The sequence below is a fragment of the Shewanella sp. 125m-1 genome (assembly GCF_052977065.1).
In genome coordinates, this window is the sequence record NZ_JBRILT010000004.1 from 60,197 (window position 1) to 84,474 (window position 24,278).

18 protein-coding genes are annotated in these 24,278 nt (G+C 45.4%); 7 read left to right on the top strand and 11 right to left on the bottom strand.

Annotated features, from left to right (window positions below; translation table 11 throughout):
• Nucleotides 1-195: 195 nt before the first annotated feature.
• Nucleotides 196-957, bottom strand: coding sequence for a class I SAM-dependent methyltransferase (locus ACVBIK_RS03245; RefSeq protein WP_447163063.1), 762 nt, complete (start codon nucleotides 955-957; stop codon nucleotides 196-198).
• 285 nt (nucleotides 958-1,242) lie between these two features.
• Between ACVBIK_RS03245 and ACVBIK_RS03250 the strand changes: the two genes are divergently transcribed.
• The 3 genes from ACVBIK_RS03250 to ACVBIK_RS03260 all read left to right on the top strand — a co-directional run bounded on the left by ACVBIK_RS03250 (nucleotide 1,243) and on the right by ACVBIK_RS03260 (nucleotide 5,968).
• Nucleotides 1,243-3,534, top strand: a complete 2,292-nt coding sequence (locus ACVBIK_RS03250) for a multiheme c-type cytochrome (protein ID WP_447169091.1) — start codon at nucleotides 1,243-1,245, stop codon at nucleotides 3,532-3,534.
• A 298-nt stretch (nucleotides 3,535-3,832) separates the two neighbouring features.
• The gene (locus tag ACVBIK_RS03255; RefSeq protein WP_447169092.1) at nucleotides 3,833-5,068 is read left to right on the top strand and encodes a winged helix-turn-helix domain-containing protein; all 1,236 of its coding nucleotides are present in this window, start codon (nucleotides 3,833-3,835) and stop codon (nucleotides 5,066-5,068) included.
• Nucleotides 5,069-5,125: 57 nt separating this feature from the next.
• On the top strand, nucleotides 5,126-5,968 hold the full coding sequence (locus ACVBIK_RS03260; RefSeq protein ID WP_447159014.1) for a 23S rRNA (adenine(2030)-N(6))-methyltransferase RlmJ: 843 nt from the start codon (nucleotides 5,126-5,128) through the stop codon (nucleotides 5,966-5,968).
• Between the two features lie 479 nt (nucleotides 5,969-6,447).
• Here the strand turns inward: ACVBIK_RS03260 and ACVBIK_RS03265 are convergent, their stop codons facing one another.
• Together ACVBIK_RS03265 and ACVBIK_RS03270 are read right to left on the bottom strand one after the other, a co-directional pair.
• On the bottom strand, nucleotides 6,448-6,705 hold the full coding sequence (locus ACVBIK_RS03265) for a hypothetical protein (protein ID WP_447169093.1): 258 nt from the start codon (nucleotides 6,703-6,705) through the stop codon (nucleotides 6,448-6,450).
• Nucleotides 6,706-7,042: 337 nt separating this feature from the next.
• Nucleotides 7,043-7,921 (bottom strand): LysR family transcriptional regulator, encoded by an 879-nt coding sequence (locus tag ACVBIK_RS03270; RefSeq protein WP_447159016.1) that lies wholly within the window; start codon nucleotides 7,919-7,921, stop codon nucleotides 7,043-7,045.
• Between the two features lie 108 nt (nucleotides 7,922-8,029).
• Here ACVBIK_RS03270 and ACVBIK_RS03275 point away from each other — a divergent pair, with 108 nt between their 5' ends.
• Entirely contained in the window at nucleotides 8,030-9,412 is a 1,383-nt protein-coding gene (locus tag ACVBIK_RS03275) for an MATE family efflux transporter (protein ID WP_447169136.1), read from the top strand.
• A 31-nt stretch (nucleotides 9,413-9,443) separates the two neighbouring features.
• Here ACVBIK_RS03275 and ACVBIK_RS03280 read toward each other — a convergent pair whose 3' ends face one another.
• The 3 genes from ACVBIK_RS03280 to ACVBIK_RS03290 form a co-directional block, all read right to left on the bottom strand.
• Nucleotides 9,444-10,193: a lytic transglycosylase domain-containing protein gene (locus ACVBIK_RS03280; RefSeq protein ID WP_447169094.1), complete on the bottom strand. Its 750-nt coding sequence runs from the start codon at nucleotides 10,191-10,193 to the stop codon at nucleotides 9,444-9,446.
• The gene (locus ACVBIK_RS03285) at nucleotides 10,190-11,212 is read right to left on the bottom strand and encodes a DUF3137 domain-containing protein (protein ID WP_447159018.1); all 1,023 of its coding nucleotides are present in this window, start codon (nucleotides 11,210-11,212) and stop codon (nucleotides 10,190-10,192) included. The genes ACVBIK_RS03280 and ACVBIK_RS03285 overlap by 4 nt, the downstream gene beginning before the upstream one ends.
• A gap of 136 nt (nucleotides 11,213-11,348) precedes the next feature.
• Nucleotides 11,349-11,918, bottom strand: a complete 570-nt coding sequence (locus ACVBIK_RS03290) for a LemA family protein (protein WP_447159019.1) — start codon at nucleotides 11,916-11,918, stop codon at nucleotides 11,349-11,351.
• Nucleotides 11,919-12,987: 1,069 nt separating this feature from the next.
• Between ACVBIK_RS03290 and ACVBIK_RS03295 the strand changes: the two genes are divergently transcribed.
• A complete protein-coding gene (locus ACVBIK_RS03295; protein ID WP_447159020.1) occupies nucleotides 12,988-14,607 on the top strand; it encodes an AbgT family transporter in 1,620 nt (539 codons plus the stop codon).
• Nucleotides 14,608-14,907: 300 nt separating this feature from the next.
• On the opposite strand, the gene ACVBIK_RS03300 is transcribed toward ACVBIK_RS03295, so the two are convergent.
• Complete coding sequence (locus ACVBIK_RS03300) at nucleotides 14,908-16,281, bottom strand: permease (RefSeq protein WP_447169095.1); 1,374 nt, start codon at nucleotides 16,279-16,281, stop codon at nucleotides 14,908-14,910.
• A 224-nt stretch (nucleotides 16,282-16,505) separates the two neighbouring features.
• Here ACVBIK_RS03300 and yfcE point away from each other — a divergent pair, with 224 nt between their 5' ends.
• Entirely contained in the window at nucleotides 16,506-17,063 is a 558-nt protein-coding gene (yfcE, locus tag ACVBIK_RS03305) for a phosphodiesterase (protein WP_447159022.1), read from the top strand.
• A gap of 341 nt (nucleotides 17,064-17,404) precedes the next feature.
• Here the strand turns inward: yfcE and ACVBIK_RS03310 are convergent, their stop codons facing one another.
• The 3 genes from ACVBIK_RS03310 to ACVBIK_RS03320 form a co-directional block, all read right to left on the bottom strand.
• Entirely contained in the window at nucleotides 17,405-20,584 is a 3,180-nt protein-coding gene (locus ACVBIK_RS03310) for an efflux RND transporter permease subunit (RefSeq protein WP_447159023.1), read from the bottom strand.
• A gap of 9 nt (nucleotides 20,585-20,593) precedes the next feature.
• Nucleotides 20,594-21,745, bottom strand: coding sequence for an efflux RND transporter periplasmic adaptor subunit (locus ACVBIK_RS03315; RefSeq protein WP_447163071.1), 1,152 nt, complete (start codon nucleotides 21,743-21,745; stop codon nucleotides 20,594-20,596).
• A 362-nt stretch (nucleotides 21,746-22,107) separates the two neighbouring features.
• Nucleotides 22,108-22,797: a DNA-3-methyladenine glycosylase I gene (locus ACVBIK_RS03320; RefSeq protein ID WP_447163072.1), complete on the bottom strand. Its 690-nt coding sequence runs from the start codon at nucleotides 22,795-22,797 to the stop codon at nucleotides 22,108-22,110.
• Nucleotides 22,798-22,992: 195 nt separating this feature from the next.
• Between ACVBIK_RS03320 and ACVBIK_RS03325 the strand changes: the two genes are divergently transcribed.
• Nucleotides 22,993-23,640 (top strand): glutathione S-transferase family protein, encoded by a 648-nt coding sequence (locus ACVBIK_RS03325; RefSeq protein ID WP_447169137.1) that lies wholly within the window; start codon nucleotides 22,993-22,995, stop codon nucleotides 23,638-23,640.
• A gap of 61 nt (nucleotides 23,641-23,701) precedes the next feature.
• Here the strand turns inward: ACVBIK_RS03325 and ACVBIK_RS03330 are convergent, their stop codons facing one another.
• Entirely contained in the window at nucleotides 23,702-24,274 is a 573-nt protein-coding gene (locus tag ACVBIK_RS03330) for a thioesterase family protein (protein WP_447159026.1), read from the bottom strand.
• Nucleotides 24,275-24,278 lie beyond the last annotated feature (4 nt).

Genomic DNA, 24,278 nt, shown 5'->3' on the forward strand with positions numbered 1-24,278 from the left:
TTGCATCTTGAATATAAGCATTATTTTTATGCTCACTTAGTGTCACCTAAAATCATGCTCAACTGTTTATCTAGCGCATTAACAACCTGACAAAAAAAAGCTCTTATTAGCTAATCTAACAAGAGGCCATTTTTACGGAAAATTCGCAGATTAGAGTCTTATCCAATCCAAAACGTTACGCTTTATATCATCCCACTAAGCTGTCATCGCCGCTTTTACGTAAACATCGAAACGATTTTTCTTAGTGGCAATCACCATGCTCGGTTTGACGCCATCTAAATCATCAGCATAATCAGGGCGCTTAACCACTACGCGCTTAGTGGCTAATGACATTGCAGGTGCAAGTAAGCCGTCGGCATCAAGATCGGCACCAACTAACGACTGGAACACGCGCATCTCTTTTTTCACTAATGCTGACTTTTCACGGTGCGGATACATAGGATCTAAATACACCACATCCACTTCGATATTCGACGCCCCTGCCGCATCGGCGAGTGAATCAATGCTCGAACCATGAAACAAGCTCATACGCTCTCGCATCCAGTTACCAATTTCGGCATCTTCATAGGCACGGCGCAGGCCATCTTCTAATAACGCAGCCACAATCGGGTGACGCTCAACCATTAACACCTTGCAACCTAAACTTGCCAGTACAAAGGCGTCACGCCCAAGCCCTGCGGTACCATCAACCACTGTAGGCATTACGCCCTGTTTAAGTCCTACCGCTTTGGCGATTGACTGGCCGCGACCACCACCAAATTTACGACGATGGGCAACCGCGCCTGAAACGAAATCGACAGAGATCCCTTTCAGCTTTGGCTCATCGCGCTTGATTAACGTCAGGATATTATCTTCAAAGACCAACTCAAACTCTGCATTAGGATCATAAACCAGTCCCCAGCGCTCGCAGGCCGATTCGATTGTTGGGTAATGTCGATTAAAGAAAATGCTGGTCACAATTAGGCTCTACGTTTGAGTGTTAACCTGCAGATAATACCACTCCTCGCGATGAAACCATATCAGCCGCCAATGCCTGTTTTGCAGAAATCAGGCTTATTTTGCTCAATGCCCCCCCTCAAAAAGCCTCAAAACAGCTCAAAACGGCTGAAATCGGCCTAAAAAACTTCAATATAACTATAAATAGGTAGCTGTTCACGTTGCGCTATCGGTGCTTGAGGCACACTTTTTTGCGTCGTTGATAAATCAAGCGACTTAAAGAAAATATATAAAGAGAGATAAGTGATGATGAACGCAAACAAATTCAAAACAAGACTGTGCTATGCCACGCTTGTAGCAGCCTGCTCAATGAGCATGGTGGCTTGTTCCGGCGATGATGGTAAAGACGGTGAAGATGGCAAGCCAGGTGGTAACGTAACCACGCAGGCTAAAGTGCTTACAGTAACAATCGATAAAACGACAATTACCGATAACACGCTAACGATTGATTTTAGCGCTGAGAGCGAATTAGCGATTCCAGTGGTAAAGATTGCCGCAATTAAGTTAAACGCAGCCCAGTTAATGCCGCAAGTTGAAGGCGAGCGTTCACAGTGGCAAAAACTTGCTGGTGAAACCTGTTCACCCGCTAAAGGCTGTGCAGGCACATTAGTCGACAACATGAACGGCAGCTACAGCTACACCATGAGTGCAGCTTTAGTTGCTGGCGATATCAGCCACAATGGCGAATACACCCAGCGCGTATTATTTAGCGTTTTAGAAACGGACAACCTGCCAGCAACTGAAGTTATCTCTGACTTCAATCTTGATGGTAGCGAAATCACCAACAATCGCAGCATCATCGACGGCAGTTCTTGCCTAAGCTGTCACGATGATATCGCCTCGATTAAACATGGCGGTGCCAACATTGAAAACTGCGCCAGCTGCCACACCAATAACAACATGGATAATCCTGCCATGGTTTGGCCGGTATTAGCACACACTGCGCATATTGGTATAACCCCGCAGGCACTAGGTAACTGTACCACTTGTCACGCAAAAGAAATCAGCGAGACTGAGCTACAAGCGACTAACTGGAACCAAGTGCCAACGCGTGAGGCTTGTTCAAGCTGTCACGAAATGACCACCAATCCAGTATATGACCATAGCACTCAGCCTGATAACGGTAACTGCTTAACCTGTCACTCACCAGAGAATACTTACGATGTTCATATGAGTAACTCAGAGAAAGCAGTAGAGGAAGATCAGCGCAATATCGTCAACATCAGCCTTGAAGACGCTAAGCTCGTAGAAAAAAACGGTGAGCACTTTGCTGAAATCAGCTTTGCCATGCTTGATAGACAAGGGCAACGTATTGCTGTTGCAAACAATAACCCTGCTGATGCCGACTGGATTAAAAACCTGCAGCTTTATGTAAACTGGGGCACCTCGGTGGACTTTACCACCAGCCGCGGTTACAGCATTTTTGTTAAGAGTAACAAGAAAGACATCACCCAAGATGGCAGCGGAAACACTCCCGCTGGCGAACGTAAGCGTACACCACTAAACAAGTCTCAAGACAACGTATTTACTTACCTAATGGGCCCAGTTGTTACCCAAGATGCTATTTCTGGCGACTTGATTGATGACGCAGGCTTTATTACTAATCGCTTTATTTACTGCTTCGACGACGCGCAAAACCTCGTGAGCTGCGATCAAGCAGGACATACTAAAAATGCCGAAGCTAACAAGCGCTGGTTCTTCAACAAAGACGGCCTAACTGACGCACCTGAAGCTAAGCGTCCTTTGATTGTTAGCAACAAGACTTGTGGAACGTGCCATGGCTACGATGAGTTTAACGACAACTCAGAGCTTGCTTGTCGTAACTGTCATAGTCGCAAGACTGAGATCAACAAAGAGCTAGCAGATACCACCTGTTTCTCTGGTCACGATCACGACGAACTGGGCGAGCATGTACGTCCATTTGAAGAGCGCGCTATGATGCCAGGCGGTAAGCCAGGTTTCTTAAGCTCAACAGCCGACATTGTTGATCCATGCTTAGCTTGTCATAACCCGAACACCCCGCCAACTCAAGCAATTCGAGAAATGCACACTAAAGCAAGTGATTGGGACTATGTTGAGCAGCTTACGGTAAGCCATCCAGACCACAAGGTATGGATGCACTCACTGCACACCAATCAACGTGCGACCCAAGATCGTGCAAACGGCGTGCGTAATATTGAGTTCCCTGCTGATAAAGCTAACTGTTACCGCTGTCACGAAGGCGATACCTTCGGTGTTGAACGCCTAACGGCAGTCGGTCGCCCATTGGCACTGGATCTAGATTACAACCCAGATTCAAGAGCACACCCAGCGATTGATATCACTGTTGATGCGTATACTTCACCAGTTTCTGCAACGTGTTATGCCTGCCATGCTAAGCAAGAAGATGCTGACGGTAAGATGGTGATCAACAAAGCGGTACGTGCACACATGGAGCAAAACGGCGGCCGATTTGGCGTTACAGCCAACGAATTACAAGTAGAAGCTTGCGCCGTTTGCCATTCGCTAGACAACCTTAAACAGGTGCATAACCTTTAAGGTTAAACCCAAAAAGTAATTGATGTCCCTGCAAGCACATCAGCAGCCCAACGCTTTGCGTTGGGCTGCAACTTTTATCAAGAGTTAGCAAAGTTCGCGCGGCGATTCCCTTTACGAGTTTGATCTGAATTTGCCATTGATATACGTAAGTCGATTTTCTTATACCAGCAAACTTGTTGCGCTAGCCTGCAAGCTAGCTATAAAGCAGGAACTGGATCAAAGTTTACGGGCTTCAATTTCCCCAGCTATAAACGTCAGAATATACTCAATTAGATAACTGTTTTATTAGAGAATTTCTGTGCAATTAACGCCAACGCTAAGCTTAAACGTGACTCAACAGCACCTAGTCGATGCTGAGGATTTATCACGTATCGAACTCAGCTATGCCGAAACAGCCGTTCTGCAGTTAATGCTCAAACATCAGGGCACGTTAATCACCCGTGAAGCCTTATTAGAAACAGGTTGGCACGACAGAGTGGTTTCAGCATCATCATTACAACAGTGCGTTAGTGTATTGAGAAAAAAACTAGCCAACTATCCAGAAGTTGAGCTCAAGACCATTCCTAGGCATGGCTATGTATTACACCTATCAGGTCACAACCAAGCACTCTCTACCATAAAAAAGCCAACAGCCGTCCTGCTTTTTTCCATTGCCGTTATCATCTTTAGCCTATTACTCGGCTACGCTTATCTCACTCATAGCCAAACGCCTTATAACGAAAACCTGATTGCGAGTCAGCTCAGTAATGTCGCGGGTGAGGTACATGTGTTTACCCCTGCAATAGATCGAGCATTGAGCCCTGATATCATCAATCAGCGTTTTGCTAACCAGATCGGTAACGAACCTAATTGGCTGGCACCATTTAACGCATTTACCAGTTTCGCCCTACTCAGCGCCAAGATGGACAGCTTTGCCATCTGTCCGGATTATCAACACGGTCAATGCAGTGGCAAACAGCTGATCAACATTAGCGCTGAAAAAGACCACGGTAGCCAACTCGCCCTGTCTGATTTTTTGACCACTAAAATAAGAATGGAGCAAAAAACCTATAATAAGCTAGACCTGCCAGAGCTTAGAAAGCATCAGGGCAACTTAAAAGAGCAGATTTACCATGGCGATCTATATTTTTCGTTTGATAACAATCGTCTCGTTCGCAGCGATATCCGTATATCTCTGGTCGATTTAGCACCTGATAGCGGCATTTTTTACTTTGCCGCCTGTATCACCGATGAAGACTGCTATACCACGCCTATTCGCTACGAGATCCGTGGCCAATTCAAGCGCACCACAGAAAAATGGCAACAACGTCAGGTGGAACGCTTTGATATCGAAGTCGGTAAAACCACATTGTCTTCACCCAACGCGCTATCAGATACCGCACAAATCATCTATCTAGCGTTAAGAAAACAACATCTAACTCAAGCGAGCTTAAGCTTTTATCGCATCTACCAAGACGACGGCACAGCCATTTGGCAACTACCATTAGTCGACGAAAATATTATGTGGATGCAGCGACAAACTCTCAAATTATGATACCGAGCAGGAGTTGTTGTATAATCAGCGTTCTCTCCATCTTTGGTTTTAAACGCAATGTTAAGTTATCGTCACGGCTATCACGCAGGCAATTATGCCGATGTTCTCAAGCACGCTATTTTGCTGCAAGTGCTAAAACTCATGCACAAAAAAGACAAGCCTATGGCTTATATCGACACCCATGCGGGTGCGGGTGGCTACGCGTTAACCGATGAGTTTTCTAAGAAAACTGGCGAATACTTAGATGGTGTAGCCAGACTGTGGGACAGAACAGATTTACCTGAGTCATTAGTGCAATACATAGAAGATGTAAAACACTTCAACCAAGGTAAACAAGATCTGGAGTTTTACCCAGGCTCTCCTGCCTTTGTAGACATGAATATGCGTGAAAAAGATCGCATGGTATTACACGAACTGCATGGCACTGACTTTCTCACCTTGGAAGAACAGTTTGCAGGCGATCGCCACGTTCGTGTGATCAAAGGCGATGGCCTTAAAGGTCTTATCGCTGCAGTGCCGCCACTTGAGCGTCGCGGCGTGATTTTGATCGATCCAAGTTATGAGATTAAAACCGACTACCAAGACGTAGCAAAAGCGATTATTAAAGCTCATAAACGCTTTTCAACTGGTGTATTCATGCTTTGGTACCCCGTTGTAGACCGAGACCAAACTGAAGGTATGCTTAAGCTATTAGCCCAGAGCGGTATTAAAAATCAACTTCGTATCGAGCAAGCGATTAGACCCGATAACAATGATTTTGGTATGACGGCAGCAGGCCTATGGGTTATTAACCCACCTTGGCAGCTCGATACTACCGCCAAAGAGATGCTCGACTATTTAGAGCGTCGCATTGGTCATAACGGCGGCAAAACAACTGTTAAGCAAGAAGTGCCGGAATAAAGAAAGAGCTTAAAAGATAGATCCTAGGTCCTAGGTTCTAGGTCCTAGGAAAAGCTAAGACGAGAACGGGCTTCGCCCTGCTGGGACGTGACTACGTCACTTCGAGAGCGCGACGTTGTCGCTTCTAGAAAAGGCTTAAAAGATAGGTCCTAGGTCCGAGGTTCTAGGCCCTAGGAAAAGCTAAGACGAGAACGGGCTTCGCCCTGCTGGGACGTGACTGCGTCACTTCGAGAGCGCGACGTTGTCGCTTCTAGAAAAGGCTTAAAAGATAGGTTCTAGGTACGAGGTTCTAGGCCCTAGAAAAATCCAAGACAGTAAAGCACCAATCAAAAGATTACCGGCGCGATGTGTCAGCTTTAGCCTTTGCTTTTAGCTTTCCTAGCAGCCAACTTGTTGGCGCCCTAGTAGGTGCGCAGCACCGTCCTAGCAGTGAGCCTGCGAACGTCCTAGAACCTAGGTCAAATCTCCTAACCTGATGCTTATAAACACTCTTGGTCATCATTCAGCTGACGGCTAAATACCCCAAAAATTGCATTTAAGATACCGACTTCGACATCTTTATTATTTTGAGTTGATGCTGTCGAACTCCCACCAATTGATTCTCGCTGCTCTCTTTGCTGTTCGTTACTGTGAGCGCCGCTAACAAAATCACAGCCTGCATTTGCCACTGAGTTTGATGAACATCCCACACTGTTCAATGCCAACATAACCAGCAAGATTACCGAAATCCGTTTCATATTATTCCTTTATAATCGTTCCTTTATTAAACACTACCACTTTTGAGTTGCTAGATCCTAGGCCTAAGGAAATGCCAAGACGGAAAAGCTTAAAAGACAGGTTCTAGGTGCGGGGTTCTAGGCCCTAGGAAAAGCTTAAAAAATAGGTTATAGGTGCGAGGTTCTAGGCCCTAGAAAAATCCAAGATTTAAAAGAAACAAGCAACAGATTCAGGCTCCATGAATCGGCTTTAGCCTTTGCTTTTAGCTTTCCTAGCAGCCAACTTGTTGGCGTCCTAGTAGGTGCGTAGCACCGTCCTAGCAGTGAGCCTGCGAACGCCCTAGTACCTGCTTTCCTGTTATTGCAGCACCGAGTGCAACTCTTCAAATAACCAATGCATCACCGGGCCTATCTGCTTATCGCGGCGATTGACCACGCCCATCTCTACCAATAACGGATCTGTAATATATTCACTCGATAGCGCGGTTAAATCTTCAATATACCAATCTGATTTTGCTACATGGTCTGGCACTAACGCCCAGCCCACACCTTGTAGCACTAAAGCGATGATGTAGTAATAGCTGTCTATATACCAATAATTGCCTGATAACGGCTTGGTTTGAGACTGGCCTGTAATGTCACAAATCGCCAGCTGCCGGTATAACATTAACTGCTCAAGGGTCGGCGCAGGAATAGAGGCCAGCGGGTGAGTCGGCGCGACCACTAAGCTATGCTTAAACTGGCCTATCGACATAAAATCTAGTGAGTCTGGCAACATAGTCGAGGTGTGGAACATAATGCCAATATCTGCACGCCCCGCATCAACCCATAGAGCGATATCTTCTTGTGAGCCATTGATAATGGTGAGCTTTAGTAGCGGGAATTGAGTCGAAATCCGTTGAAACAGGGCTTCAAATGCGTTTACTGGTACAGCTTCATCCATCGCAAATGTTAGCACCACTTCTTCACCAGATGTCACCGTCATCGCCCGCGCATTGAGTCGCTGGCACTGGGCTAGCACCGACTGCGCCTCGATAAACATCTCCTCACCTAAAGGCGTCAGCATGGGTAGTTTGGCGCTGCGGTCAAATAACTCAAACCCTAAACTAGCTTCTAAATTACTGATGGCAGTACTAATTCTAGATTGCGCCTTGCCCATCTTTCTGGCTGCCGCCGAAAATGAGCCTAACTTAACCGAATTAACAAATGCATTAAGCTCGTCTAACGTCCAATTCATCACTTCACCTGCCAATCAACCTATATCTAAAACAGATAGTAACTAACTTTATTCAATCTTAAATACAGAGTAATGTGCCGCCCACTATTCATCAACCTTTACACGCAAATGTTAGCTCCGATCCCCGAAGAAACTCATAATCACTCTATTAGCCGTACTTTTTGGCGTTACACCCTACCTGCAATCGCCGCCATGCTGGTTAACGGCCTATATCAAATTGTCGACGGTATCTTTATCGGTCATTACATCGGTTATGAAGGCTTAGCCGCAATTAACATGGCTTGGCCAGTGATCTACTTTATGGTGGGTTTTGGCATCATGATCGGTATGGGGAGCGGGAGTTTGCTCTCAATTCAACGTGGTAAAGGTGACACTCGTGCAGCGCCGACTATTTTGACCACTAGCTTACTGTTGATGCTAGGTCTTGCGCTTATATCGACCACCATTTTGTCGCAGTTCAGTACTTTCTTTATTGAGGCCCAAGGTGGCGCGGGGGCCACTCTGGGGATGGCGCAAGATTATATCGGGGTGTTCATATGGGGAGCAGCGGCGACAATAATAGCCTCGGCACTACCACTGCTGATCCGCAATGATGAAAGCCCTAACATTGCCACTGGCTTAATGGTGCTAGGTGCGCTTGTCAATATTGGCTTAGATTACCTGCTTATTGGTGTCTTTAACTTTGGCTTGCTTGGCGCAGCAATCGCGACCATTAGTGCTCAATCTATCGTCTGTATCTTAGGACTTATTTATTTTTGTACACGTATCAGCAATATACGTTGGCCTGCAAAGTTTACGTATTTCAAGATACCCTTTGCCAAGCAGATCATGCTGTTAGGCTCATCTAGCCTATTTATGTATCTTTATACCAGTTTCGTTTTTGCGCTGCATAATCGACTGTTTATGGAATATGGCACGCCGCTAACAGTCGGCGCTTTTGCGATTGTTGGCTACCTCATGGTGCTGTATTACTTAGTCGCTGAGGGGGTGGCGGAAGGCCTACAGCCACCAGTGAGTTATTACTATGGCGCAGAGCAGCACGAAAACATTAACAAGATGCTAAAGCTATCGGTCAAGGTCACCCTGATTGCAGGCGTTAGCTGGATAACCTTGTTGAATGTCATACCGCACGCCATGGTTGGGCTATTTAATAGCAATGATTCAGAGCTGATTGCAACGGCGGTTGATGGGATCAGACTGCACCTGTTTGCTATGCCACTCGACGGTTTTATCGCTCTGTCTTCGGTGTACTTTATGGCGACGAATCAAGGGGTGAAAGCCCTCGCGATAGCATGCGGGAATATGCTTATCCAGCTGCCATTTTTATATGTTTTGCCAAAAATAATGGGCGTTGATGGCGTGTGGATGGCGATGCCAATCTCTAATATCGTACTGTGTTTTATCGTGGTGCCTATGGTTTGGCTGGATGTTAAAGCACGCTCGCGAACAGTGGGCTTAACGGTAAACAATCCTATTTTGGCGGCAGCCTAATATCAATCGGTTTAAGCTCGAGTAAAAAGCGCTAACTGCTACGGTAGCGCTTTAACAATATCTGCACTCGCTCAACATAGGCTTGAGTTTCAGGGTAAGGCGGTACACCATTGTATTGGTCTACCCTTGAGGCGCCTGCATTATAAGCGGCGCATGCCAAACTAATATCACCATTAAAACGCTTAAGTAACTGCGCTAAGTAACGGCTGCCAGCATCAATATTTTGCTCTGGATGAAATGCATCGCTCACCCCTAGCTCTTTTGCGGTTGCCGGCATTAGCTGCATCAAGCCTTGAGCGCCAGTTTTAGATACAGCTGCTGATTTAAAGGCGGATTCAGCATGGATAACGGCGCGGATCAATGCAGGCTCTAAGTGATAAGCCTTGGCCGCACTGGCTATTTGTAGCCGGTATTGAGAGGTAAATAGCGGGATCGATTTCCAATTAATATTTGATTCTGGTTTACAGGCGTAACAATCAAACAGTAGAACCTGATAATGCCCCTGCTGCGGAGCATGATCGCTAAATACCAACACGCCAGTAGTCGTGCGGTAATGATAAACCTTCTCACCTTGAGCACGGCTATTGCTGATGACATTGGCGCTAGTTAATGTATGAGTTAACCCTGTGGTAGTTTCGTTAACCTCAATGGTTTTCCCCAACACACTTTTATTTGATGGATTAGCCACAAAATGTGGCTTCTGCCCCAAAGTCTGAACCTCGGCCTGCACAGTAACAGCTAAAAAAAACAGTAAACTAACGAGCGATCCTTGCTTAATCATAATCCGGTCGATTGATCTAATTGCAGTACGTCGACTATAGCAAAAAGCTGCTTCATCTCTTTATTTATCTGACTAAATTCATATTCAAAGGTTGCCGCTTTAAATATCGAAGCCATTTCAAAGCGATTATCTTTACTGCCGAGCATGATAAGCAGCTTATTTTGGTAAAAAGCACATTGGATCTTGTTATCAAAACTTGCCGATAACGCCTGCAATCGCTCCATAAAAGTGACAGTTAAGAGATAACGCGCCTCAATTTGGTCAGTAGAAAATACATCAAACTGCTTTTCAAAGATGGGATCTTCTAATTTTACCCGCTCTAGTCCCTTAAAAGAATCAGATAGAAAGTTCACTAAACCGCCGCGAGTCTTAACCACAACCGTATGCCCACGAAAGCCTTTGTGACTGCTTAGCTCAATCATCACTCCTTTAAACACGGTGACCGTATCAGTATTTTTATCGCGCTTAATCTGCTTGGTAAGGTGCAGCTCATTAAGAGCGATCTCCGTATTCTTATAAGTCCCCTGCACATAATCTTCAAAGTTAGCAGCATCATAATAAGGCAGCAGCTTTGAGGCTTTAAGCGCTGCTAGGCTCATCTTATGATCAGGACTAAAAATAAAATCATGGCCAAAATACTTAAAAATTAGCGGGTAGATCTTCTGCTTTACATCGCTTTTATAATGCTTAATCGGATTAAACACCCACCAGGCAAACGGCAGCGCTAGCACCACTAACCCGATAAGGTAAATCATCAAAGGATCTGTAGTGTTCAAGTAAGGCATAAACAGAAATGCCAGCGCGGCAACGCTAAGATAAATAGCACTGCAAAGATATAAACGCTGACGACAAGACTGCAGACTGGCAACACGCGCATTTTCAAATTTGCTTGTCAGGGGCTCAAGGTGTTGCTGATAGTATTGCTTAAACTCGGCAATCTCAGCAGGGGCGGCAACTAAATTATTACTGTTACGGATAGGCTTTATCGATGCGCCAAAAAGAAAACTAATGAGGTTCATATTGTACTCATGTACTCCGATGATCTCAGTAACAGCCATCACCGCAATGCTGATATGAATTGCGGCTATTACTGAAAAGTCCCAATTACTTCAAATAATCAGTCACTTAAAATAATCAGTTATTTTAAGTAATCAGTTATTTTAAATAATCACTGGCATCTACAGGGGCTGTTGACGCCTCATCGGCTTCATAAAAAGGCATCACCTTGACGCTGGCCATTGAGGCAATAATAGAGCCGGGAAAAATTTCAACTGCAGTATTAAGCTCAGACACTGCCGAGTTATAGAAGCGACGCGCCGCAGAAAGCTGCGCTTCCACTTCGTTATAGGTTTGCATTGCTTGCAGCATGGTATTGTCTGATTTAAGGTCAGGATAATTTTCAACACTGACCATTAACTGCGACATTTTTTGATTCAGCTTTTCAGCGACTTCTAGATGGGATTTAACGGCTGTAGGATCGGTATCGTTATAGCGCTTAGTTGCCAAGGTGCGTAACTCGGTGATCTCTGTTAGTAACGACTTCTCATGATCCATATACTTTTGTGCGATCTTGAGAATATTAGGTACTAGGTTAGAACGCTTCTTCAGCTGAACATCTATGCCTGATAAAGCTTCTCGTCCCGTATTACGCTTTTTAATTAAGCTCACATACCATAAGTAGCCAATAATCACGACTAGACCTAACCCCAACAATATCCCTTCCATTTGTATTTCCTATCTATTTTTTTTTATTAAAATGGCTTCGCTATTTCCTTATGGCTCTTACTGTTACTTATTTGAGGAACGAAATCCAGCTTCTACCGACATTTGCTAGCCTTCAATAGCGTCACTTTTTAACCTAAGCCACAACAAACTCTTATAAATTCGGTCAAAAAACGCTAACTCAACATCTACTAATGCCACCTTTATCCATTTAATGGTTCAAGCAAGAGTAAAATCTTAGCGGCCGTACACTCTCTGTTCACCACAAAAACTAATACCGTTTATAATCAGTGATTAAACACAAATAGCAGTCTATTGTTTTTTGAACACCTCAAAAGTTATCTCGAGTATTTTGCAAACTAATATGCCCTAACAGGCAAACTAATCAGTATTTTTATTTAACTTTGAGCTTACTTATTTATTTGTATTCTTTTGGGCATTTAAGCCAAGCAGCCACTAACTGCCCACACCAAGCAGCAGATAAAAGTGAGCGACAACATTACCCTGTACTTATTCAGTCTAGATACAGCTAACTTTAGCTATAGTATTAGGTATAGTAATCACGCTTCTAACGGACACCCCCAATATCTATCCCTTTTGGACTCATTTAAATGAGTCCATTTTTTTTATCTAAACAACTGCACGCAACCCTCTAATATCAGGGAATTAGACTTAAAAACACTTAGCAACATCTAAGATTAACAACTGTTAACCCAAGTCGTTTTACCCATTCAGCTTTGATACAGCTAACCCTAGCTATAGTAATCTCAATCCCAACGGATATTGTTAATCAATCCCTTTTGGACTCATTCAAATGAGTCCTTTTTTTTGCCTAAAATTCGCTAAATACCTCCTCCTTAATTCAAGTTTAAAATCCTGCAAAGCCGCACTGGCACTCACGATTACGGCAAACTACGCTAACAACAAATGAGCCAATTTAAGGTTTAATTAATTTTTCTTATCCATCATGCCACATCGGCTTAACAAAACAGTGCTCATTTGTAGTCACTCGAGTCGAAGAAAATTAAAATAAAAACAACAAAATAAAGAACTTACTTTGAAGGAAGATATTATGAGCACCAATAACGGCGATAGTTTGCCCTTGTCCGACGATCTCCCCTCAGCTCCCAATAACAAACCTAATGGCTGGTTTGTTCGCTTCCTAAACGTGGTTGAGCGACTCGGTAACTTACTGCCTCACCCTATCACCCTATTTGCCATGTTTTGTGCTGCTGTTGTGGTAATAAGTGGCATAGCAGGCTATTTCGAATTAACCGTTGTTGACCCAAGACCAGAAGGCGCATCGGGCCGCAATAGCGATGGACTTATCCATGTTGTCAGCCTGATGAACGGCGAAGGCTTAAGGCTGATAGTGTCGAATTTGGTGACCAATTTCACAGGCTTCACCCCACTAGGTACAGTACTTGTTGCCCTACTTGGTGTTGGCATAGCTGACCGTTCAGGCCTGCTATCTGCCGCTATGCGCTTACTCGTGATGGGAGCCTCAAAACGCTTAGTCACCCTCACGTTGGTGTTTGCCGGTATCGTCTCTAATACCGCATCAGAGCTGGGTTACGTGGTGTTAATCCCAATGGCGGCGATGATATTTCACTCCTTAGGTCGCCACCCACTTGCCGGACTCGCAGCCGCTTTTGCTGGCGTATCGGGCGGATATAGCGCGAACTTATTACTTGGCACCGTAGACCCATTACTATCGGGGATCACTGAAGCTGCGGCGCAGATGATCGACCCTGACTACCTTGTAGGCCCCGAAGTAAACTGGTACTTCATGTTTGTCTCCACTTTTTTAATCACTTTCCTTGGCGCACTCGTTACCGAAAAAATCGTTGAGCCTAAGTTAGGTAAATATGATGTGAGTGAAGCAGCAATCGATCTTAGCCAGCAGAAAATGGATACGGTTAGCGCTCTAGAAAAGAGAGGATTAAAGGTCGCGGGACTAACGGTTTTGGTGATGTCAGCAGTGTTAGCGCTCACCATCATTCCTGAAGGCGCACCATTAAGAAACCAGGAGACAGGCTTAGTGGCCGGCTCTCCTTTCTTAAAGGGGATCGTGGCATTTATCTTTATCTGCTTTGCCATTCCAGGCCTCGTTTATGGCCGTGTTGTGGGCACCATGAAGCGCGATATTGATGTGATTAACGCCATGTCTAGCAGCATGAGCAGCATGGGGATGTATATTGTGTTGGTATTCTTCGCCTCGCAGTTTGTCGCCTTCTTTAAGTGGACTAATCTAGGCGCAGTACTTGCCGTATCTGGCGCAGATGCCTTAAATGCAGTCGGCTTAACCGGACCATTAGTATTTGTGCTGTTTATTATGATGTGTGGCTTTATCAACTTGATGCTCGGCAGCGCCTCTGCACAGTGGGCCGTTACCGCGCCTATCTTTGTACCTATGTTGATGTTGGTAGGTTACGCACCAGAAACTATTCAAGCGGCTTATCGAATCGGTGATTCGGTGACCAACCTTATCACCCCGATGATGAGTTACTTTGGCCTGATCTTGGCCGTCGCATCTCAGTATAAGAAAAACCTCGGGATAGGAACCTTGGTAGCCACCATGCTGCCATACTCGATTGTGTTCTTTATCGGATGGACCTGTTTCTTCTTTCTTTGGGTGTTTGTATTTGGCCTGCCAGTAGGTCCTGGAGCTGCCACGTATTATACGCCTTAGAAGGTAAAAGATAGGACCTAGGTTCGAGGTACTAGGTCCTAGGAAAAGCTGAGACAGTAAAGCTTAAAACATAGATCCTAGGTGCGAGGTTCTAGGCCCTAGGAAAAGCTGAGACAGTAAAGCAAAGATGTAACGCTGTTATCTTTACGCTTTTCCTAGCAGCCAACTTGTTGGCGTCCTCGCAGTGAGCTTGCGAACGTCCTAGGATCTATCTCCTAGAAGTAAGCTTGCGAACGTCCTAGGATCTATCTCCTAGAAGTGAGCTTGCGAACGCCCTAGTATCTAGAACCTAGTACCTTCCTAGCTCTTACCTAAACGGTAATACCAAATCGATAGCGGGACAAAAATAACATTCATCATGGTAGTGAAATTCCAACCAAAGCCGCTTTGATGCAAAGTACGAATGGCTTCCTTCGACGCTGACCAATCCACATGCATATAAATTAAATCAATAATAATCCCTGTCGCCAGTATGCTCAAAAATAACAGCGCTCCCATCCAACGTGCAGGTTTGGTGCCGTAATATTTGGCATACACTCGCAGCATAGGAATAGTTAGCACATCAGCCAAAATAAAGCCCATTACACCACCAAATGAAATACCGCCGTGCCACAAGGCTGCCGCCAATAATAAGTTACCAACAGAGCATACATAGGCAATCACAGCCACAAAGATACCTATGAGTACATCTAATAAGGAATGTATCCATGCGGGCAGGCTAGTCTGACTACTGATAAACAACTCTCGCCACCAGTCTGCAGGCACTAATGCAATCAATACCGAAGAAATGACCACCCCAATAACGATATCTTTACCTATCATGCCGATATCCATGCAGAAGTAACCCGCACTGCGACGAACCTTGTCCATATAACTCGGCTCCGCCGCATTATGTGCCGCACTAGAGCCTGACATATCCGCACCACATTTCCCTGCGCCGCACTTCATCTCTTTAGCGCTCTTGTTTGCGTTTGAACCAGGGGTTGAGCTTGGAGTAGGCCCAGTGCTTGGGTCTGCTTTAGCCATTTCAGGCATATCTGCACCGCACTTCATCTCTGTAGCGCTCTTGTTTACGTTTGAGCTTGAACTTGAGCTAGGGGCTGGACTAGCGATTGGACTTGGGTTAGCGGCTGAGGTTGATGTTGAACTTGCAGCAGCCATACCGGGCATGGTCTCACCACATTTCATTTCAGTCGAAACACCTTTCTCTTCAGCCAACAACTTGTCACGTAATGCCCGAGACTGCTCTTTAGGATAGAAACGGAAAATAAAGCCCACTATGACAATAAGTAACAGGCCGCCGATTATCTCACCCCACAAAAACTGCCAACCAAGCAACGACACTAAGACGATAAACATTTCCAAAATCAGATTGGTACTTGCCACTAAAAAAGCCATGGCATTAGGCAATGTAGCGTGTTTAATCAGTAGTGTTTTAGACAGTGAGGCCGCAGCATATGAACAAGAAGACGAGACCATCCCCAAAAGCGTGGTAAGCAGGAGGCTGGTTCCATTGGTTCTGCCTAAGTGCTTTACAACGACATCAAGGGGCAAAATATTACGCAGTACAGACGACAGCATTAAACCAAAGGCCAGCGGCCAATAAATTTGCCACACCATACCACTTAAGGTACTAAGAACATGCAAGATTAGTTCAAAGAAACTCTGCATCATATTGCCTCTATTAATTCGGGAATATTTAATTCGGTAACAACCTTGGCTAGCGCTAATCATTACGGCTAAGGAGGAAGAAAACGGCTTCACCATAATAGTTAGTTGTTATTTTAGTTCACCCAAATTGATCCATCGCTTTTTTGTCATTAAATCTAATTAATTACTAGATTTATCGAGTAACAGGGTTATATTTAGCAGCTGTTTTATCTCTCTAGGCATAGTTTATGAAACTCTTTATCGCCTCTGATTTACACGGTTCCCTTTCAGCCACGCAAGCCATGTTGGCCCGGTTTGAACAATCCAACGCACGTTATCTTGTTTTGCTTGGAGATCTGCTTAATCACGGCCCTCGTAACGCCATTCCAGAAGGCTATGATCCCGTTGCAGTAGCTGAAGCGCTGAATCTCTATGCAGATAAAATCATCGCAGTTCGCGGCAATTGCGACAGTGAAGTCGACCAGATGCTGCTGCTATTTCCAATGAGCGCAAGCTTTGCTCAGGTATTACTACCACAAATGCGTCTATTCCTGACCCACGGCCATATTTATAGCCCTGACAAACTGCCAGCACTTCAAACGGGTGATGGACTCGTCTATGGCCATACTCACATACCGGTTGCTGAATATCGCGACAATATACTGCTGTTCAACCCAGGTTCAACCACAATTCCACGCAATGATGGTCGAGCTTCATACGGCTTAATCACAGACACCGAGTGCCAAGTGCGCGCACTCGATAACGATGAGCTGTTACTAAGCTGCCCGGTACGACACAGATTGTAGGAAAAGCAGAAACGAGATCGGGCTTCGCCCTGCGAGAGCGCGACCTTGTCGCTTCTAGAAAAGGCCAAGACGGAAAGATTAAAAGATAGGTCCTAGGTGCGAGGTGCTAGGCCCTAGGAAAGCAACAACCAAAAGATTCCAAGTACTACGAGTAGGCTTTAGCTTTTAAGCTGTTAGCTTTTCCTAGCAGCCAACTTGTTGGCGTCCTAGAACCTAGGTCCTAGTAGGTGCGCAGCACCGTCCTCGCAGCGAGCCTGCGAGCGCTCTATCTTAAAGACAACAAAAAGCCCAGCAGATGCTGGGCTTTTTAGTCTTAGCGCGTTAACGATTTAACCCTAAGGTTATTTGTTAGCTTTCGCTGCCTTAGCTTCCGCTTTAGCTGCTCTGCCTTCTGCTTTAATCGCTTTAGCTGCATCTCGTTCGCGCTTACTGAAGATACGCTCAACAATCACGAAGAAGATTGGGATAAAGAAGATCCCCATAAAGGTCGAGCTCATCATACCGCCTAGTACCGATGTACCAATAGCATTCTGGCTACCAGAGCCTACACCATTACTAATCGCTAGCGGCACAACACCTAAACCGAATGCTAGAGACGTCATCAAAATTGGACGTAGACGCACTCGAACCGCGTGTAGTGTTGCTTCAACAAGACCAGCGCCTTTCTCGTAGAACTCTTTAGCAAATTCTACAATCAAGATGGCGTTCTTGGTCGCTAGACCTACGGTTGTCAGTAGACCCACCTGGAAGAATACGTCGTTTGGTAAACCACGACCATTCATCGCAAGTAGCGCACCAATAATACCCAGAGGCACAACCAGGATAACCGCAAATGGAACTGACCAGCTTTCATAAAGCGCTGCTAGTACGAGGAATACCACCACGATAGACAAAGCATATAGCATTGGCGCTTGGTTACCAGATAGACGTTCTTCATAAGAAAGACCGTTCCACTCGATACCAAATCCTGGCGGCAGCTTCTTAACCATGGCTTCGATATCATCCATCGCCGCACCAGTACTGTAACCTTCCGCTGTACCACCTTGAATATTCATCGCTGGTAGGCCGTTGAAACGCTCTAGACGTGGAGAACCATAGCCCCAGGTGCCTGAAGCAAAGGCTGAGAAAGGAACCATCTCGCCTTTAGAGTTGCGTACATACCAAGAATCAAGATCTTCTGGCTGCATACGATATTCAGCTTCACCTTGAACGTATACTTTCTTAATACGGCCACGATCAATAAAGTCGTTTACGTAGTTACCACCCCAGGCAGTGCCGAGCACGCTGTTAACCGACTCAATATCGATACCTAAAGCTCGCAACTTACCATGGTCTATATGTACCTGGTAAAGTGGTGCATCTTCTTGACCATTTGGACGAACGCCCACTAGGTTTGGATTCTGCGCCGCCATACCCAGCAACATATTACGCGCTGCGACTAGCTTGTCATGACCTTGGCCATTCTTATCCTGCAGGTAGAAGTCGAAACCGTTAGCGGTACCCAATTCGATTACCGCTGGCGGTACGAAGGCAAACACGAAAGCTTCCTTCATCTGCGAGAACATGCCCATGGCACGATTTGCAACCGACTGTACGTCTTGACCAGGCTCAGTACGCTCAGACCAGTCTTTAAGACCAACGAACGCAATACCCATGTTTTGGCCATTACCGGCGAAACTAAAGCCCGAAACCGCAAATACTGATTTAACGCTGGCACTTTCATCTTCTAGATAAAAGTCAGACACTCTTTCAAGTACTTCTTTCGTTTCTTGCTGAGTCGAGTTAACTGGCAAAATAGCCTGAGTAAACAAGATCCCTTGGTCTTCATCCGGTAGGAATGCTGTAGGCATACGCATAAAGATCCAACCCACAGCAACCGTGATCGCTAGGTACACCATCATAGTTCGACCTACACGCTTGATCATCGCCGCCACACTCGCTTCATAACGAGAGGTTAGCGCATCAAACTTACGGTTAAACCAACCGAAGAAACCGGTTTTTGCATGGCTATCACCTTTAGCAATCGGCTTAAGCATGGTGGCACAAAGTGCAGGAGTCAGGATAATCGCAACCATCACAGACAATGCCATCGCCGACACAATCGTGATTGAGAACTGACGGTAAATCACACCCGTTGAGCCAGACATAAATGCCATAGGTACGAATACTGCAGACAGTGTTAGACCAATACCCACCAGCGCGCCGGTGATCTGATCCATCGACTTCTTAGTGGCCTCAATTGGACTGAGGCCCTCTTCTTGCATCACACGCTCAACGTTCTCCACCACCACAATCGCGTCATCTACCAGAAGACCAATAGCCAGTACCATAGCGAACATGGTTAAGGTGTTAATAGAGAAGCCGGCTGCAGCCAACACCGCAAAGGTACCTAAAAGTACAACAGGTACCGCAATGGTTGGAATCAGTGTTGCACGGAAGTTCTGTAAGAACAGGTACATGATCAAGAACACTAATACCACTGCTTCAAGCAGCGTATGCACAACACCTTCAATTGATTTCTCAACAAATGGCGTGGTGTCGTAGGGATAAACCACTTCCATCCCTTCAGGGAAGAAAGGCATCATCTCTGCAATCTTGGCACGTACACCTTCAGCAGTCGCCAGTGCGTTTGCACCCGTTGCTAGCTGAATACCGATACCCGCTGCAGGTTTGCCATTATAAAATGACTCAACTGCATAGCTTTCAGCGCCCAGTTCAACACGAGCCACATCTTCTAGGAACACTTTCGCGCCCGATGTATCGGCTTTAATGATGATCTTTTGGAACTGCTCAGCGGTTTGTAGTCGGCTCTGAGCCGATACAGTCGCGTTTAGCTCTTGGCCTGGTAACGATGGCGCACCACCTAACTGACCTGCCGATACCTGCGCATTTTGCTCTCTGATAGAGCTAATAATATCTTGGCTGGTTAGGTTATATTGCGTCAGCTTTAATGGATCAAGCCAGATACGCATCGCGTACTGGGCACCAAATAGCTCAATGGTACCCACACCCGGAACACGGCTTAGCGGATCCTGAATATTAGAGCCCACGTAATCGGCAATATCGTTTTTATCCAGTGAACCGTCTTCAGATACGAAGGCGGCTACCATCAAGAAACCCGCGCTCGACTTAGTTACGTTAACACCTTGCGCCTGAACTTCCTGCGGTAGTAGAGGCAGAGCAAGCTGTAACTTGTTTTGCACCTGTACCTGCGCGATATCAGGATCGGCTTCGGCGTTAAAGGTTAAGGTAATTTGCGCATTACCAAAGCTATCGCTGGTCGATGAAATGTAGCGAAGGTTGTCAAGACCAGTCATTCGCTGCTCAATAACCTGAGTTACCGAGTCTTCCATTGTCTTAGCCGACGCACCAGGATAAACAGCACTAACCACAACCGACGGCGGTGCAATACTCGGGTACTGAGATACGGGTAGGCCCACAATAGAGAGCACACCTGCCAGCATCACAATAATAGCGATCACCCATGCAAAAATTGGGCGATCGATAAAGAAACGTGCCATAACTCTGCCCTATTTCTGTTGTGTTTCAGGTTTCTTATCAGCAACCAAAGGACCCGCTTTAACAGGGGCACCCGGACGAATTTTTTGCAGGCCTTCAACGATTAGCTCATCACCGGCTTTAAGACCGCTGGTAATACGCCATTGGTTATCAATAACCTCTGCCGTAGTAACGATACGCGCAGCAACCTTGCCATCTTCGATAACCATAGCAACGGCTTCACCCTTGGTATTACGGGTAATCGCTCTTTGCGGCACTAAAATCGCTTCAGGATCGGTACCTGTGTTTAATACCGCACGCACATACATGCCTGGCATCAACACACCGTCAGGGTTAGGAAACTCTGCACGGATAATTACTGAACCTGTGTTTTCGTTTACTGTCACTTCAGAGAACTGCAACACACCGGTTTGACCATAAGGCGTACCGTCTTCAAGGATCAGCTCAACATTGGCATTAGCTGCTGCTTCAATTTGACCACGCTTTAGTTGAGACTTAAGACGCAACATCTGCGTGCTCGATTGAGCGATATCAATATTCATTGGGTCAAGTTGCTGAATCGTCGCCAATGTTTGGCTCTGATTTGCAGTAACAAGTGCACCAGCAGTCACGTCAGACTTACCAATACGACCAGAGATTGGCGCTGTTACTTTGGTGTACTCTAGATTAATTTGTGCAGTATTGATTGCCGCTTTAGCAACCGTTACACGCGCTAATGCTTCTTTGTAAGCCGCATCTGCTTCATCATAATCTTGTTCACTGATTGAATTAAGCTCTACTAGCTTCTCAAAACGCTGTGCCTTTGCTTTAGCCGATACTAAGCCAGCTTCTGCACTAGTAAGATCAGCCTTGGCACTCACCAGTGCAGCTTCATAGGTCGATGGCTCTATTTGATATAGAGATTGTCCTTTCTCGACATCTCTACCTTCAACAAAGCCGCGTTCCATAATAATACCGCTTACCTGTGGACGTACTTCCGCTTCCAAATAAGACTTACTACGGCCCGGTAATTCAACCATAATTGATTGAGGTTTAGTGGCGATAGTTATCGTACCGACTTCCATTGGTCCACGCTGCTGAGGCCCTTGTTCAGGTTTTTGCTCACAGCCACTTATCCATAACGCCACACTTAAAACAGAGGCAATTTTCACTATTTGCCGCATGAGAACTCCTAATAAAAGCCATCTACTCGGTAATCAAATTTTTGAAAGCAGAAAGTGCCGTCAAACCCACCTTTGGAAGCATAATTTTTTGTCAAATATATAACGGACCTTTATCTCACAATGTCCGCGAGTCAACAAGAAAAACTCCCAGTTTAAATTGTAAGTTAATGAAAATTTACGCATGAAATCAGCTGCATGTGTTTACCAGATGTTAACAAGAGTAATAACAAGCAAAACATGTTAACCCCAGGTTAAGGCAAGCCTGTGCATCGCGGGCCACATTAACATCGGAACAGCATTAACATTTAATTTATAAGGATTTTATGTCAACAAGATTAAATCAAAAATAATCAGGTTGAAGCTTAAATTCGATTATCGCCAACACTGCAAGCTAAGACTCTACTGATATCGGCTAGACTGCGCCCTGACTCTTGTTGCCAATGATTAAACACATCTTGCACCTGCTTTAATCCAGCTTTTGAGCTAAAGCCATAATCCACTAGACCTTGACTCTTTAAATAGCCTTGTACGTCATTGGTTAACAAAAAGGTATCTTTGCCCATAGCGCGCAAAAAATAAGGACCGGTGTTGCCCCCAAGACGAGTGCCTTTGCGTTTAAGTTCAGCCCAGAGTCCGGTGATATTATCGCTCGGCCAGTCTGCAATAAATCGAGCAAAACTGCCGTGCATAGCCGCAAGATCGTTGACCATATGAGCATTGTCATAGATCGCCATGGTTTTTTTAAGGTGACGTATTAACTTGGGATCACTGGCGCGTTCTTGTAGCTGCTCTGGAGACAACATCAATACCTTAAAGGGCTCGAAACCGAAAAAGGCCTGCTCATATTCAGGCCACTTAGCTTCTACAATCCGCCATACGAAGCCACTTTGAAACACCTTTTTGCTGAGTTCAGATAGCAATTGTGCATCACTATATTGAGTCAACTCTTGAGGTGACAAACTGCCTGGTAGCAGCGCTTCTAGTCCTTCATCCCCGCCCTTTCGCTGTGATGCTCTAGCGTAAATAGCAGCAAACTTTTCGATTTGGCTCATATTCTCTCTCGTTATTTAAACTCTATCGCTAACGGATTAACCTTTTGCTTATATTCACTAAACGATCGATGTGACCCGATGCTTTATCCCAATCACACAGCTATCGGCCTCAAGCCAGAGTCTGCAGCATTGAGAGTCCAAGGGTTAGCGACTAAGGTTAATAGTAATCCTTAAAATTACGAACCGATATTGGATATGGATCTGTATTACCACCCACTGGCGCGCCAGTCACAAAAAACACTTATCGCCCTCTATGAAAAACAGGCAAATTTTTATCCGCACGTCATAGATCTCACTGATGTTTTTCATCGACGCAATTTTATTCGTCTTTACCCGTCAGGGCAGCTCCCTACTTTGCAACTCAAGTCTGGGGAGTCTTTTAGCGATGCCAGCATCATTATCGAGTATCTGGATAACTATATCAGCTCTGGCACCCAGCTTATTCCTATCGACAAGATGCAAGCCTTATATGTCAGGTTCTACGACAGACTCAGCGATAATCGATTAGACAGAAGCATTGAAGAGTGGTTACAGGCCCGCGAGACCAGCCATGATCAGATTTACACCAAACATTTAGAAAAAGCGGTGCTTGCGATATTGGAAGAGTTCGATAAGCGACTCGCGAGCAACCATTGGGTATGTGGTGACAGTTTTACCTTGGCAGACTGCGCGCTGATCCCCTGCTTGAAAACCTTAGAAAAGAAACTACACCTGCTCGATTATCAGCATATTGGTCGCTACTGGATCCAGGCAAAACTAAGGGGGTCTGTAGTGCAAACCATCGAAGAGATAGAGCTCACTCACGCCACATTAGGCCAAAGTGAGCGCTTTAGTCATACCTAGCTCAGTGGCGCTGACTGCAGTTAGCGACTAACAGCACTTAGTAGCTAACAACTAACGGCACTTAGCTGGCCGCTTTAAATTCTATCGTCTCACTCGGCTTAACTGGTAAATTACATTCTTTCTTAAGCTGTAAAAATGCTTTCCATTTGACCACCTCTGCTGGCATTGGCGGCGCCGGTTGCGTAAAGCCAACCTCTTCCAGCATGGTGGTTATGGCAACTTGCTTACCTTTACAGACAAACACCCCGCGTACATGGGCAATGCAATGTAAGCCTCGCTCGCTAACGAAACGCTGCTCAATATAAAAATACTTTTCATCCCAGCCCACCAGCTTGGTTTCAATTTCAAACTTAGCGAACGGCTTAATATCGCGAATGTAGGTGAACTCCGCCGCATTGACGATCGGCATCCAACCTAACTTTAAAAATCGTTTCAAAAATCCCATCTCCGCCATCATGTAGGTGCGAGCAAGATCCATAAAAGCCGGGTAACGAGAATTGGTAAGATGAAAGTTAACATCGCAGTCACTTGGCAGGGCGCGATATGACAATGTGCTGGTGTCTAAAAATCCGATTTTTTGACAATGACGCGTACGCCATAAAAATAACCAAAATAGCCTAAAATACAGATTCATTGAC

What these genes read in the sequence shown, in the direction of transcription:
- ACVBIK_RS03280 (WP_447169094.1), bottom strand. Translation starts at nt 10,193, where the DNA reads ATGATTAAGCAAGGATCGCTCGTTAGTTTACTGTTTTTTTTAGCTGTT.
- ACVBIK_RS03265 (WP_447169093.1), bottom strand. Translation starts at nt 6,705, where the DNA reads ATGAAACGGATTTCGGTAATCTTGCTGGTTATGTTGGCATTGAACAGT.
- ACVBIK_RS03260 (WP_447159014.1), top strand. Translation starts at nt 5,126, where the DNA reads ATGTTAAGTTATCGTCACGGCTATCACGCAGGCAATTATGCCGATGTT.
- ACVBIK_RS03290 (WP_447159019.1), bottom strand. Translation starts at nt 11,918, where the DNA reads ATGGAAGGGATATTGTTGGGGTTAGGTCTAGTCGTGATTATTGGCTAC.
- ACVBIK_RS03310 (WP_447159023.1), bottom strand. Translation starts at nt 20,584, where the DNA reads ATGGCACGTTTCTTTATCGATCGCCCAATTTTTGCATGGGTGATCGCT.
- ACVBIK_RS03270 (WP_447159016.1), bottom strand. Translation starts at nt 7,921, where the DNA reads ATGAATTGGACGTTAGACGAGCTTAATGCATTTGTTAATTCGGTTAAG.
- ACVBIK_RS03250 (WP_447169091.1), top strand. Translation starts at nt 1,243, where the DNA reads ATGATGAACGCAAACAAATTCAAAACAAGACTGTGCTATGCCACGCTT.
- ACVBIK_RS03275 (WP_447169136.1), top strand. Translation starts at nt 8,030, where the DNA reads ATGTTAGCTCCGATCCCCGAAGAAACTCATAATCACTCTATTAGCCGT.
- ACVBIK_RS03330 (WP_447159026.1), bottom strand. Translation starts at nt 24,274, where the DNA reads ATGAATCTGTATTTTAGGCTATTTTGGTTATTTTTATGGCGTACGCGT.
- ACVBIK_RS03295 (WP_447159020.1), top strand. Translation starts at nt 12,988, where the DNA reads ATGAGCACCAATAACGGCGATAGTTTGCCCTTGTCCGACGATCTCCCC.
- ACVBIK_RS03325 (WP_447169137.1), top strand. Translation starts at nt 22,993, where the DNA reads ATGGATCTGTATTACCACCCACTGGCGCGCCAGTCACAAAAAACACTT.
- ACVBIK_RS03300 (WP_447169095.1), bottom strand. Translation starts at nt 16,281, where the DNA reads ATGATGCAGAGTTTCTTTGAACTAATCTTGCATGTTCTTAGTACCTTA.
- ACVBIK_RS03320 (WP_447163072.1), bottom strand. Translation starts at nt 22,797, where the DNA reads ATGAGCCAAATCGAAAAGTTTGCTGCTATTTACGCTAGAGCATCACAG.
- yfcE (WP_447159022.1), top strand. Translation starts at nt 16,506, where the DNA reads ATGAAACTCTTTATCGCCTCTGATTTACACGGTTCCCTTTCAGCCACG.
- ACVBIK_RS03285 (WP_447159018.1), bottom strand. Translation starts at nt 11,212, where the DNA reads ATGAACCTCATTAGTTTTCTTTTTGGCGCATCGATAAAGCCTATCCGT.
- ACVBIK_RS03315 (WP_447163071.1), bottom strand. Translation starts at nt 21,745, where the DNA reads ATGCGGCAAATAGTGAAAATTGCCTCTGTTTTAAGTGTGGCGTTATGG.